A 14,174-nucleotide genomic window follows, 5' to 3' on the forward strand; every position below is an offset into this window, starting at 1 on the left:
TTTATTCCCCCTGAATATTTATAGTCCTCTGTCCGTCAAATAAATAAAGGACCATCTCTTTAATGTCGATTCCCACAATTTCTTCAATCGCTTTCTTGTACAAGTTCAACTGGATGCCATACCGGACCTGCATTTCTTCGTCGACTTCTTCATCCGAACCAAAGCGTCCGCTGACTCGGTCAGTTTTATAATCTAGCAGGACCCAACCATCTTGCTCTTCGAATAAACAATCCGCGATTCCTTGCAAGATTTGGTAATCCCCGTCGTTATCATCATAAGCGTACGTAAACGGCAATTCGCGCTCTACTTTCTCAGCTTTCATAAGCCGTTTCGCAATCGACGTTTTGAAAAAATGTGCAACCGTATTGGCATCGACTGCAATCGCTTCTTCTGTAGTCAGCAACTGGCGAACCGTCAAATCTGTTAGCAACTTCTCAACGTCAGTAACACTACTTTCTTTCTGGATATCGATATGCTGCATAATCGTATGCATCGCCGTCCCGACTTCCGCTGCAGATAGTGCCCGTGATTGCATAAAGGCTGGTCGATTATGGAGATATGCCGTACTGACATCCGCATTCGTAGACACAAACAAATCATCGTCCGCCTGTTGTTCTAGAATCGACAGCCGTTTCAACTCACTGACCGTCTGCTTAGACCGTTTTGTCACCGATGAAAGATGCGGATATGTCGCGTCAAACCTGCGTTTCACTTCCAACAACATCCCTGCGTCGACTTCTTCAATTGGAACGACATCCAATGATTTCACTGGTTCCTCATCGCTATCTCCAAGCTTACTAAATAATGCCGAAACAGGCAGCGCATCTATCTGCCAAACTGAGGCATCGATTACAGACTGACCTCCCGGGATACTTCCGAATTTCGCAAATGCCGGATGTCTCGCGACTGCTGGACCAATCCAGTCTAAATAACCGTTTGCACGTGACCTCGTATACTCAGGCAACATCAGGTCAGGGCCGATCAGCTGGGCATCTTGCCATTTGACAATCGACTTTTCAATATCTTTTACAGAAGCAATAATCTCAAGATGTTCTTTCGCCCGTGTCATAGCAACGTATAACACACGCATTTCTTCCGCACGCATTTCAAGTTCTTTCTTTTCCTTCATTGCAAGAAACGGCAATGATGTATAGGTAATCCGGTTGTCCGGATCAATCGCTTTCACTGCCAGACCAAAATGCTGATCGAACAAATACGGTTCATTGAAATCCATCTTATTGAATTTCCGACCTGCCCCTGCGATGAAAACGAAAGGAAACTCCAGTCCTTTTGATGAATGGACGGTCATGATACGGACAACGTTTTCCTTTTCAGTAAGCGAACGTGCGGCACCGAGATCATCGCCCCGTTTTCGCATACGGTCAACGAAACGTAGAAAACGGAACAGCCCACGGAACGACGTTTTTTCATAATCGATTGCCCGATCATGCAGCGCACGTAGATTGGCCTGGCGCTGTTTACCATTTGCCATTGCACCGACCATTTCGTAGTAATGTGTATCGGAATAGACTTGCCATATCAATTCGGACAACGAACCGCGTCGTGCCAAGTTACGCCAATCCTCGAACTGATTGAAAAACCGTTGCAATTTTTCCTGCGTTGCTGCTGCAACACCTGCTCCGCCTGTTGTAACGAAACGCTTCAACGCTTCAAAGAACGGCTCGCTTTTTCCGGCAAGACGAATTTGTGCCAACTCATTTTCCGTCATGCCGATAAACGGAGCACGGAGGACGGATGCAAGTGGAATATCCTGATAGGGATTATCTATGACACGCAATGTATTCAACATAATCATCACTTCTAACGCATCGAAATAACCGCGTTTTAGTTCAGCATAGATTGGAATTTCCGCTAGTTTAAATTCCTCTGCGATTTCACCTGACCATGTCATTGAACGCATCAAAATAACAATATCTCTATATTCAAGTGGACGCTTTTTATCGCTAAATGCATCAGTTACTTCAGCGCCAGATGCGATCAGTTCACGAATTTTCTTAATCATAAATCGTGCTTCCGCCTGCGAACTCTTCAAGCTTTGGCCTGCTAATTCCGTTGCATCGTCTAACTCCTGCTCATCTTCCTCTTCTTCATAGAGCAACGTCAAACCAGCTGTTACGGCTTTTTCAGGATAGTTAGCGCCATATTTCAACGCCGCCGCATCATCGTATTCGATTTCTCCGACACGCGCGCCCATCACTTGTGAAAAGACGAAATTTGTCGCATCGAGCACTTCTTTACGACTTCTGAAGTTGGCATTCAAATCGATTTTCAAGCCTTGATGGCCATCCGTTGCCGTAAATCGATTGTATTTTCCAAGAAACAGCATCGGTTCAGCAAGACGGAAGCGGTAAATTGACTGTTTTACATCGCCAACCATGAACAGATTGCCATCCTCTTCCTCTCCGCGCTTAACGAGCTGGATAATCGTCTCCTGCAACATATTGACATCCTGGTACTCATCGACAAGAACTTCTGAAAAGCGATTTTTGTAGTCAACTGCGATATCAGAAGGCACCAGTTCTCCATCTTGAACATTCGATAAAATCCGTAGCGCATAATGCTCTAAATCCGAGAAATCGACAATCCCTCGGTCAATTTTCACTTGTTCGAAACGCCTTCCGAAGTCGATCACTAAGTCAATGAGCGTATGCATGGTCGGCGCCATCAAGCGAATTTCATCTAATAAACGGGCTGGTGTTCTCGTGAAATAAGATTCTTTCAACGTATTAATAATTTTCTTCACCGCATCACGCAGCGCTTTCGCTCGTTTTGCAAGTTCTTCATCACACGAATCTTTGCGGATTGTCCCCGCCTTTGCCCATTTGAGAGAGCCAAAAAATGCGTACATCTCTTCCCATGTACCATCCGTGATGCGTCGAATTGCTTCATTAATCCACATCAAATCTGCTTCAGCCGTAGCAGCAAGTGGTTCCGGCCCGTCCACCATCAGCGCAATATTTCGCATATCGCCAGTTAACGCCGCCGCTTCTTCAAGCGTATGGAGAATGGCCGTTTTCAGCGGTTCGATAAATTCAAGATCATCGATAGAAGCTTGGTCACTAATCTCATATTGCATGGGAATTTCACGCAGCCATTGTTCGGGTACCGGGTGAACGCGGGAATAATCATACAAACGATCAATCAGTGTTTCGATGGACTGATCATTGCGGTCAGACGTAAAACTATCTGCCAGCCGGTACATTGCTTCCGGATTTTCCGCACTATAGGCATCCTCAAGTACAGCCCCAATTGTATCGTCACTTAAAAGCGCCGCTTCCGTACTATCCGCAATCCGGAATCCCGGGTCGATATCGATTAAATAAGCATATTGTCGAACGACATTCATACAAAATGAGTGCAGTGTAGAAATCTGTGCTTTGTTCAATAAATTCAACTGCCTGCGCAAGTGGACAGATTCCGGCCTTGCAGCAATCGCTTCTTCCAACGCTTCCGCCATCCTGTGTCGCATCTCTGCAGCAGAGGCATTGGTAAATGTCACAACGAGCAGTTCATCGACATCGATTGGATTATTTTCATCCAGTACTTTTTCAATCATTCGTGTGATTAACACTTTCGTTTTCCCCGAACCAGCGGCAGCGGAAACGAGAATATCTTTCCCTGTCGCCCAAATTGCTTTCCACTGGGCGTCAGTAAATGTTAGTCCCTCAGGTTTCACGGGTATGTGCATCATCCCCCACCTCCTTACGCATTTTATCGAGAGACAATTCTGGGTCCATTTCGGCATAAGACCGATGCTCTGCTGAGGGATCCGTTTGATCGAACTGACAAACGGATCGATACGAACAAAACTCGCATGGCATTTTATTTTTTAATTTATAGGGATAGACGCGGGTATCGCCCGCAAGCATGGCATCTCCGGCTTTTTGATGGCGCGTTCTGACAAACGACCGCATCATCTGCAAATCATCGGATGACAATACTTTCGATGTTTTCGCAAATGTTCCATCCGTTTTAATCGAGGCTGGCACGATTGAAGAGGATCTGCCAATATCAGCATCCATGCCGATGACAACTTCCTGATTATCGAGCAAATAGCCTCTCATCTTATAGGATTTCGCGATTTCCGCTTCAAGGAGTGCAGGTGTTAATTCGGAACCGGAGCGGATCATCGGGTTATGAATATGCATATACAAAATTCCCGCTGGATCCGCATGTATGCCGAGCCATTCGTCTGCGTTTTCTAGCGCTACGTCAAGATAGGTCATCATTTGTAAGGATAAACCGTAATAGACTTCCGTTAAATCAAGGCTTTTGGCGGATGATTTGTAATCGACAACACGGACATAGTTTTTGCCGCCAATTTCGGTCGCATCGACACGGTCAATCCGGCCACGCAGTTTCATCGAATCACCACGGCGCAATGGAATTTCAAGCGCCGGCAATTCTTCGCCAGGTCCAAATCCTGCCTCAATGGCAACAGGTTTGAATACCGTCGATTTCGCCTGTGTACTCAGTGAATAAATTGTTCGCTGAATAATATGCATGAGCTTGCGTTTAATATAAACATAACGATTCGTTGATAATAGTATTCGATTAAAGAAGTAAGGTGAAATATCTTCCACCGCTGCTCTCGCAAGCTTCCAACATTCTTCGCGCGTCAGCTCTGCCCACGACTTATCGAGGCGCATTGTTTCATCGGACACCCATTTTAAAGCCGCGTGAAATAAATCCCCGATAGCCGGTGCTTCCAGCGTAAATTCTGTCCGTTCGCGCAAACCAAGTCCAAACAAGGCGTAATGTTGGAACGGACAGCTGTAATAGGATTCAATCCGTGACACACTGGAAACAAATGATTCCCCGTATAGCCCTTCCGTTATTTCTGGACGCAGTCGTTCCACCCCATTTTTCGCGTTCATCGGGCGGATGATATGACTGATGACAGACGACCAATACGGATCCTCGTCGTAATACGCCATCACTGCACGCCATTCACGTTCCAACACACCCGACTGTTCCGCCTCTTTCAACTTCATTGATACATAAGGAAGTGCCGAACGCGGGTGGCTAATGTAATCGAATTGATTGGCTTCTAGCGACAATTCGGATGGATCCGTTACCGCTATTTTAGTTTCAGTTCCTGGCAGCATTTGTGCAATTCTCGTAATATACAACGACGGAATAAGTGCTTTCCCTTCCTCGTCTGCAACTGGATACGACACATATAATTTTTCGCGCGGTGCCGTAAATGCACGATAGGCCATATACGTTTCATCCATCAATTTCATCTTCGACGTTGGAGCTAGTTCAAAGCCGATTTCCGAGAACCATTCACGGTCGGCATCTGACAGAAGCCCTTCATTGTCAACCCGCTTCGGCATGACGCCATCGTTCACCCCAAGGACAAATACAGCGTCAATTTCCATTAAGCTTGAAACTTCGACAGTCGACACCGTCACTTGGTCGAGCGACGGCGGAATGCGAGCAAATTCGAGTGAATCAAATCCTTCATCCAAAATCCGTGCTGCTTCTACAGCATCCATTTTTTTATCGCCGAACATAAGGACGAACTGATCTAGTACATTAATCCAGCCGTTCCAAGCTTGTTCATGTTCCGTTGCGCCAAGTAATCGTCCTGCACGCTCTTCTTCCGCACGCAGATCGATGATTTTATCATAGACATTTAAGTTTTCCATGAATAAAAACAGCGCTTCCGCGACATCACGTCCCGTTTTTGACCGTTTCAAACGTTTTTCAAAATCAGTAAGCGGATCCCGAATTTCATCACGAATCACATGCAGTTCTTGCTCCATCGCGATTTCTTCGTCGGTTTGCACATTTGAATGCAATTCAAGACCGCGGTATTTTTTCACGCGCCAACGGCTGTCATCGAACCAACGCTGTCCGTAAATCCCATGTGCCAGAACATAGTTTTCGAGTCTATCTGCTCGATCACGCCATAATAACTTGGTTTCTCGGTGTGGGAAAAAGAGATCTGTTTTTACTGCGCGGAACACCGATTCATATGACCAACCCGTTGTCACCGCTTCTAACACCGAACGTGAAAACTCGATAAGCGGATGATGCAACATCGGTTTCTTCTGGCTGATGAACACCGGAATATCATAATGTGGAAAAATGGTCTCAATCAATTCATCATATTTTTCAGGCTGCCTGTACAAAATTGAAACGTCTTTGTAACGCTTGCCTGCAATCATTAACTCACGGATTGTACGCGCCACTGAGTGGATTTCCGCACGACGGTCCGCTGCTTCAATCAAGACCACATTGCCAGCTGACGGTTGTTGCTTCGCAGGATAGTGGTCGAATTCCGCTTCAAAATGTTTTAAGTCTTCATTTTGATAACGTGGCGAATTCGCCAAATGGACATCTTCCTCTACTTCCACCGATTCAGCACGTGCCAGTTCACGCAATTTGAGGGAGGTCCTTACGGGATTGAAAAATAATTCATGGTCCGCAAACCCTGTGAGAGCGCCTTCCATCGGCAACACAACTGTCAGTCGATTGGCGTGTTTCATCAGTTCCGTGACTATTTCATATTCCCGCGTCGTGAAATTTTCAAAACCGTCGATATAAATATCTGCCCCTTTTAACAGGTCTGAATGGGCAATTTGTGAAGCAAGTAGAGCCAAGTGTCCTTCACTATCGACATAAGTTGTACCCAGCTTTTCTTCAATTTTTGTCAGCAATAATGACAAGTCTTCCGCTTTGTCGAGCAATGTGCGTGGTGCACCTGTTGAAGCTAGTGCATCATGGAGATTGCTCATCGTTTGATGGTCGAGGCAATAGCGACTAAACTCCTTCAGCAAGTCCCCAATTTGTTCCGTGAATCCACGTTTATTAGCCGCTTGTCGGAACAATTTGAACTGGTCCCGATTGTCTTCTAAAACGCTTCGTACAAGCATCCTGTACCCGAAACCATCTATTTCCTTACGCGTAATGCCGCCAGTTTCCTGCAATACACGCCACGCCAACCGCTTGAACGTCAATACTTGTGCACGGATAATCCCTTTTAATCCGAAATTAACGGACAAGCTATGCTCCATCGAAAACGACATCTGGTCAGGCACAATGACAATAACAGGCGCTCCCATTGGATCTCGTTCCAGTTCAGCAGCCATTTCCCGCTCAATGAACGTCGTCTTTCCAGCGCCCGATCTACCGGTTATGAAACGTAGTGACATAAGGTTTCCTCCCTTGCTATTTGGCTATATGTAATTTGTTCCAATAATAAAAACCTGTCATCCTTACTTTCCATTGTACAGAAAGTTAGGGATGACAGGAACCATTTCACATAATAGGGTACGATTACTTATCATTACGCTGGGTGGCAGATGCACGGAAATCGGCCTCCACTTTTGAATTCAGCCTGCGCTCAAAATATTTACCCACGAGCCATAGTAAAAAGATACCGACTACGACAGCCGCAGTTCGCTTTGGATTCGTGAATAACGCTTTTATGTCATAGCCGATATAACTAATCATGAAAATCATGACAAACTTTCCAGCCATCAATGTGATTAGATAATTCTTTTTCTTCATATCAGATAAACCTGCAACAAGATTGACGAGTGCGGACGGTGTAAACGGGAAACATAGGAATAAAAATAAGGGTCCGAAACCGTTTCTCTCCACCCACTTGATTAATTTTTGGATACGTGCGCTTTTTGTCAAGAAATTAAGTAACCGATTGCGTCCATATTTTCGTATGATCAAAAATACAGCATAAGAACCCACAACAGTTCCCGCCCATGACAGAAGGAATCCATACCAAAGACCGTAAGCGCCTGCATTCGCCAGAACAAATGCAAAGAGCGGAAGAAACGGTAGAAATGACTCGATAAATGGCAGTAATAGCCCAAGAAACGGCCCAAGTGATTTATAGTGTTGTGCTAATTCGATTATTTTATCAGGATTCATCCACTCATTCATTAGTAACAACCTCAATTCAAAAACTTTTTTCGTCAGGCTTTCTACTTTTTGATTACATAAAAATACCCCGTATTTAGAGTTTTCCTTTAAATATGAACATTTAAACCCTGAAGTATAGTATAATCGCTTAAATATACTTTGGGAAGATGTGAATACAATGAAGAATAACCAATTCTCAGCTGGTCTAAAAGCAGGGACGAGCATTGCAATCGGATATTTCCCCGTGGCACTTACATTTGGACTGCTCGCTAAAACTGCCGGCTTGTCTATTATAGAAGCTACTGCGATGAGTATATTCGTTTACGCCGGTGCCGCACAATACATGTCACTCAGCCTAATTACATTAGGTATCGACCCGCTGTTGATTGTCATGAATACATTCGTCGTCAATATTCGACATTTTCTTATGACGGCTTCGCTCAATGAAAAGATGCAGCCCGCTCGAAAATGGGTCAAAGCGATCTATGCGTTCGGCATTACAGACGAATCATTTACAGTACTCGCAACAGGGAAGAAAGGAAAGATTTCTACCGCATTCGCATTCGGCGTATCGCTGATTGCCTATGGCAGTTGGGTCATCTTCACTGTCATAGGACATATTATCGGCGCTAATCTACCCCAGTTTTTACAAGCCGCAATGTCGATTGCCCTCTACGCAATGTTCATCGGATTACTTGTTCCTTCGATGAAGGGCAACCGCAAAGTTGTCATGCTCGCTGCACTTGCGGCGGTCATCCATTGCGTCCTGTACGTAACAGAGGCCTTGTCGACGGGCTGGTCCATTCTTGTCGCAACACTTGCATCTTCTATTCTAGTAGAGATTGTTTATTCACGGCGCGGGAAAACGACTGAAACAATGTTCAAACGAGAGGAGGAAGTTTAATGGGGCCAAGTTATTGGTGGATGCTTCTTGGTATGGCGCTTGTGACATACATTCCGCGTATGATTCCGCTGACTGTTTTAGACGGTAAAGAGCTGCCGCCGGTTGTGTCAGGTGTCTTGCGCAACATTCCTTATGCCGTCCTAGGTGCGCTCATCTTTCCAGCAATTTTATTTGTACAGGAAGGGAATATATTGTTTGGGGTGCTTGGAGCCGGTGCCGCGTTTTTAATCGCCATTTTTGGCGGCGGGGTAATGTCCGTTGTTCTTGGCACGATTGCTGTGCTGGCTGTTTATAGTTTGTTTATGTGAGGATGGGGGGCCGCTTGGGTGCGGTCTTTTTTTGTTTTAGGATGATTGGTTGGTTGGCGGCGGGTTATGATCGGTTCGCGGTGGATATGATCGGTTAGTCGCGGGTTATGATCGATTCACGGCGGATATGCTCGGGTCGCCATGTCTTATGATCGGCTCGCGACGGATATGCTCGGGTCGCCATGTGTTTTGATCGGTTCACGACGGATATGCTCGGTCCAACACTCTATTTGCCCCACTATTTCATCCCACAACAAAACCGCTCCTTTAACAGCGAGCGGCTCCATTCGTTAATCCTCTTGTTCATGCTGCCTTGCAATCTTCATCATACGTGTCGCATACCAAAACCCGACCGTGAGCGATAGCGCATCTGCCCCGTAGAGTAGCCAGTTATGCGTATAACCGGCGTATACCGAAGCTGCAATCAAAGCAACCGTCAAAATAAGGCCGACGACGTGGTGAAATGTCACACGGGTGAATAAAATAACAAGTAATCCCGGCAAAAGCAAGGCAAGTAACAGTTTAGTATCGAATGAATCCATTTTCAACATTCCTTCCAGAGTAATCGTTCACTCGATGTTTACCGAACGACGAGAAGTCCTAGGCGATGGTGGTCATGTCGATAAATAACCTGTTGCATAAGCCGAACTTCCCCGTTACGATCAATCACTTGCAAGCGACAATGTGCAGCATTAAGCTGAATCGCATCATATAGTTCTTTCTCGTTACTTACCTGAAGACCATTTACAGCACAAATGTATTCACCCGGCAGAAGCCCCATTTTTTCTCCAGGAGATCCTGGTACAACGCCCGCGATGACAACCCCCGCTGGACGCGGCGCAACAGCGAACCCACCTTGCCTGTCACGTACCGAAGCCGTAATGGAAATGGCGGCGCGACACACTACCCCTAGTAGTAAAGCTACCCATCCTAAAATCGGAAGCCATAATGCAGCAAGCCCTACGATAACGACAATACCGCCTGTCCAAACGATAGCGCGGCCAATTTTTGGGAATAAAATATCTGGATACAGCGAGCGAGCCACTTGTGAAAATCCGATTATAACAGGAACCGGAACAAAACTGAATGCACTCTCTCCAAATGTGAATTGCGGCCAATATGGTACGAAAGCCGAAATCATATCCCCTGGCACCAGAAATACAACCGGCAACAGCCATAGCCGCTTCGTCTTGAAGGCTGCAGCACGCAGTCCACGGTTTGTATGCATCAAGGACGGCGACGCATACCGGATCGTATGACGTCGAATAAGAAGTCCTTCAACAATTAAGAATAACCCAGCGATGACTGGAATCGTTACCGTAAGATCGCCAAGTAAATCCGCCTGCCCTGGCGTCCAACCACGAAACGAGAAATTCCCCATATATTTTTCTATGAAATAAAGAGCGAAAAAAGCCGCAGACGCAAAATAAATCGGTGAAGTCACTTTATAATAGAATGTCAGCAGTGCAATAAGTGCTGACGCAGAAAATAGCACAAGCCAACCCGGATCTGCTAGCAAACCTGCCCCGGAAATCAAAACGGAGAGTACGAGCGCATAGGGCCATGACTCAGCCAAAAGCCGCTTCAATTCTGTTAACCCCGGCAACAATCGGACTTTAAAACTCCGACGCTCTTTTTTCACACGGAAATACCCAACTCCAACTGCTGTAAAAAGAACCGCTATGAATAATGGATTCAGGAAAAACAGCGCAACCGCTTCTACTATGTCAAACATCGTTTTCTCGGACACGAACCGTCACCATCCAATCTTCGTTTACACTATCATGTTTCTACATTGTAACAAAAGAATCCTGCTCTATGTGAAACGGTATTGAATTATTCATTAAATGGGAAAAACCGCTTATAGTTTTGGGGTGGTGTAGGCGATAGTCATGGCTCTTCCCCTTGAAGTCACGGCTATCCCCCGCGAAGTCATGGCCGACAAAGTTAGTAAGGGCAAATACCGACTTTGTCATGGCTAGTCTCCTTGAAGTCACGGCAATCCCACGCGAAGTCATGGCCGCAAAAGTTAGTAAGGGCAAATATCGACTTCGTCATGGCTCTTCCCCTTGAAGTCACGGCCATCCCACGCGAAGTCATGGCTGCACGTGTTAGTAAGGGCAAAACCGAACTTTGTCATGGCTAGTCTCCTTGAGGTCATGGCTATCCCACGCGAAGTCATGGCCGCCTGCCGTCCATCTCATCCAATAAAACAAATAAAACCAAAATACTCCCGACATCGTTACGTCGGGAGTCAACTTTTACTTTCCAGCTACTATATGATGGATATAGCCAATTGCCATTTGCAGCTGATCGTCATTTTTACGGTCGTTTCGGAATTCTTCCACTTTAAGTTTTACAGTTGAGAAAAATAATCGATCCATGGTTGCCCCTACTTCTACTTCAGCATCTTCTCGAAAAGCATTAACTGCACGGGAAGTTGATTCATCAAAAAATCCGTCGTTTCGAGCGACACTATATCCTAGGCCCGTCAGCAACTTCTGGCCATAAGCGATATCGTCGTGATAATCGCCTTCCGTATAGACTTCTGTGACGAGTCGGATATGCTCGCCAAACAATTCACTTTGAACAACTTCAAGGTCTTCTTTCACACCTTTTCCGTGAATCCACTTTTCTTTTGGTGTGAGCCATTTATGAGTTGACAACTTCATCTCTCCACCGTTTGACAAGTCCAATGTTTCTTGAACCGTTCCTTTTCCGAAACTCGTTGCACCAATGATGTAGCCTCTTTTTAAATCTTTCAATGCAGCGCTCATCACTTCACTTGCGGAGGCACTGCCTTTATCCTGCAGTAAAACAATCGGCATTTTTTGCAGCTTTTCATCATATGGAAACTTGTCGGTCTTTTCCGTAACGAGCGGTTCCAGCGTTCCAGCCGCATCTTGCATATAGGCAAAAGTCGTATCTTTCTTCACTAAACTGCCCACGATACCGCCAACAGTATGCAGGTAACCGCCGGGGTTGCCGCGCACATCGATTATCAGTGACTGTGCCCCGTCCTTAATGAGCTTGTTTGTTCCATCCAGCCACTCTTTGCGGCTCTCATTGCCGAACATCGTAATCGATATGTAACCGATCTTCTGTCCACGCTCTTCAATCATTTCAGTGGATACAGTTTTTACAGGAATACTGTCCCTCACGACCGACACTTCGATATGCTTATCCAAATCAGGCCTGAAAATCGTCATGGAAACCGTTGTCCCTTTCTTACCGCGGATTCGCTGTACAACGTCTTGCAGTGATTCCCCTTCAATTCGCTCGTCGTCAATACGAACGATTTCGTCATACGGCTGCAAACCCGCTTTTTCAGCTGGAGACCCTTTCACCGGAGCCACAATGATGTATTTCCCATTCGAGCGCGTAATTTCAGCGCCGATCCCGATTCGCTCTCCTGCCAGCGATTCCTTATGGGCGGCCGCCTCTTCCTGCGACAGATACGTCGAATACGGATCGCCGATGACATCCGCCATTCCGCGCAGCGCCCCTTCAATCAACCTGTCCTTATCCACTGGGTATACGCCTTGTTTCTTGATGACGTTGAACGCTTCATCGATTACCGGAAACGACGCACTTAGCGTCCCCTCTTCCTTCTTAGCACTGCCTTCTCCTGCACAACCATCCAACAGAAGAAAGACGACCGTCGCCAAAGCGGCCAGTATGACGAATAAAATAAACCGGCTTCTCTGCATAATGCAATGTCCCCTCCTCCGTCCACTATATGAACGAAAAAGGAACATTACGACAGCAGAAAACCGGCTTTCTTCAATCTAAATTCTTAACAAGGCTCCTCAATGCTTTTTCATCCATCGGCCCAACGATTTTCTGACTGATCTTACCGTCCGTGCCAATCATAAACGTTGTCGGAATTGGGATAATCCGGTAATCATCGATAACGGTACCTTCTTTATCCAGCGGAATTGGGAACGTTAATCCATAGAGTTTGATGAATTCCTCAACGCCCTTAAGGCCCCGCCTTTCCTCCGTCGTCAAATTGACCGCAATAATTTCCACATTATCGGTATCCTTATATTTCTTATAGTATTTCTGCATATGCGGCATTTCCGCCTTACATGGACCACACCACGAAGCCCAGAAATTTAAAATTACTTTTTTGCCCTTCAAATCCGATAACTTCACCACATCACCAGACAACGTAGACAGTTCAAAGTCAGGCGGAACCGAACCTTTTTCCAAACCAGGCTCATCGTCTAATGCACTAAAGTCGGCACCAATCAGAAATTCATCAATTGGTTTTGGTTTATCCAAATTCGATTTCACCATAATGACCACCATCGATCCGATAAGCAGTACAGCTATGATGAATCCGAGTGTTTTCTTATTCATAGATATCCCTCCAATCTAACTTTCGCATAAACACAATCACAAAAAACAATCCCATGACTACAGTCGTAATAAGCGGTGTCTGCATAAATTCATCTGGTTGGACGGCAGCCACAAAAACATGAACCGCCATAAACACAAGTGCAAGTTGAACCGGCCAATTATCCGCTTTCCCACTATTCATCCAGAAAAATACCGCGAATAACCCAAATACAACTACCGTTACTACTTGCGCAATCATTTCGCCTTCATTCAATAAAACCATTATCACCTGATACACAACTTGAACTAAAACTACACCCGTAAAAAGTGCCCGAAATCCATTAGCATCAAGCCGCCCCTTCTTCATGTCCCATAAGGTCTTCCCGGCAATAAATAGCAGCCCCAAGTAAAAACCGACTGCCCCACCGTGGAAATAAACAATCGCAAGTGGTGACCGAAGAACCGAATTGAAATCAGTGAGGACTATACTCAATTTCCAAACAATCACCAAGTAAAAGAACGCATCTCCTATCATTTCCGCCTGCTTCTTCCCATATCGGAACCGAACTGCACTATATGCAACAACAAATGCTACCATGAGGGCAATCCAAGACGAGGGAATACTAAGGCTTCCTATCGTGAAAAATGAAGTGACTGGCATTCGCATTTGCCCCCTTCAACACCTAATACCATAATCGTATCCAAAA

Annotated in this window: 10 protein-coding genes; 2 read left to right on the forward strand and 8 right to left on the reverse strand. The window is 45.7% G+C overall.

The annotated features are described in order from the left end of the window. Nucleotide 1: 1 nt before the first annotated feature. The 3 genes from addA to ACP8HG_RS11585 form a co-directional block, all read right to left on the reverse strand. Entirely contained in the window at nt 2–3,709 is a 3,708-nt protein-coding gene (addA, locus tag ACP8HG_RS11575; protein WP_438298648.1) for a helicase-exonuclease AddAB subunit AddA, read from the reverse strand. Further along, the gene (gene addB, locus ACP8HG_RS11580) at nt 3,687–7,184 is read right to left on the reverse strand and encodes a helicase-exonuclease AddAB subunit AddB (RefSeq protein WP_438296332.1); all 3,498 of its coding nucleotides are present in this window, start codon (nt 7,182–7,184) and stop codon (nt 3,687–3,689) included. The genes addA and addB overlap by 23 nt, the downstream gene beginning before the upstream one ends. A 124-nt stretch (nt 7,185–7,308) precedes the next feature. Then, nucleotides 7,309–7,932 (reverse strand): TVP38/TMEM64 family protein, encoded by a 624-nt coding sequence (locus tag ACP8HG_RS11585; RefSeq protein WP_354312336.1) that lies wholly within the window; start codon nt 7,930–7,932, stop codon nt 7,309–7,311. A 157-nt stretch (nt 7,933–8,089) separates the two neighbouring features. On the opposite strand from ACP8HG_RS11585, the gene ACP8HG_RS11590 reads away from it, so the two are divergent. Then, the gene (locus ACP8HG_RS11590) at nt 8,090–8,815 is read left to right on the forward strand and encodes an AzlC family ABC transporter permease (protein WP_338655594.1); all 726 of its coding nucleotides are present in this window, start codon (nt 8,090–8,092) and stop codon (nt 8,813–8,815) included. Continuing rightward, entirely contained in the window at nt 8,815–9,123 is a 309-nt protein-coding gene (locus ACP8HG_RS11595; RefSeq protein ID WP_067211936.1) for an AzlD domain-containing protein, read from the forward strand. The genes ACP8HG_RS11590 and ACP8HG_RS11595 overlap by 1 nt, the downstream gene beginning before the upstream one ends. Before the next feature lie 290 nt (nt 9,124–9,413). Here ACP8HG_RS11595 and ACP8HG_RS11600 read toward each other — a convergent pair whose 3' ends face one another. From ACP8HG_RS11600 to ACP8HG_RS11620, 5 genes are all read right to left on the reverse strand, one after another. Then, entirely contained in the window at nt 9,414–9,665 is a 252-nt protein-coding gene (locus tag ACP8HG_RS11600) for a CsbA family protein (protein ID WP_067211939.1), read from the reverse strand. Nucleotides 9,666–9,703: 38 nt separating this feature from the next. After that, nucleotides 9,704–10,858 (reverse strand): PDZ domain-containing protein, encoded by a 1,155-nt coding sequence (locus ACP8HG_RS11605; RefSeq protein ID WP_438296336.1) that lies wholly within the window; start codon nt 10,856–10,858, stop codon nt 9,704–9,706. Nucleotides 10,859–11,384: 526 nt separating this feature from the next. Further along, a complete protein-coding gene (locus tag ACP8HG_RS11610) occupies nt 11,385–12,833 on the reverse strand; it encodes a S41 family peptidase (RefSeq protein WP_438296338.1) in 1,449 nt (482 codons plus the stop codon). A 73-nt stretch (nt 12,834–12,906) separates the two neighbouring features. After that, nucleotides 12,907–13,488 (reverse strand): redoxin domain-containing protein, encoded by a 582-nt coding sequence (locus ACP8HG_RS11615; protein WP_438296340.1) that lies wholly within the window; start codon nt 13,486–13,488, stop codon nt 12,907–12,909. Further along, nucleotides 13,481–14,128, reverse strand: a complete 648-nt coding sequence (locus tag ACP8HG_RS11620; protein WP_438296342.1) for a hypothetical protein — start codon at nt 14,126–14,128, stop codon at nt 13,481–13,483. The genes ACP8HG_RS11615 and ACP8HG_RS11620 overlap by 8 nt, the downstream gene beginning before the upstream one ends. Between the last annotated feature and the right edge of the window lie 46 nt (nt 14,129–14,174).

Origin of the sequence: Sporosarcina sp. FA15, assembly GCF_051550195.1 — a bacterium.
GTDB lineage: Bacteria > Bacillota > Bacilli > Bacillales_A > Planococcaceae > Sporosarcina > Sporosarcina psychrophila.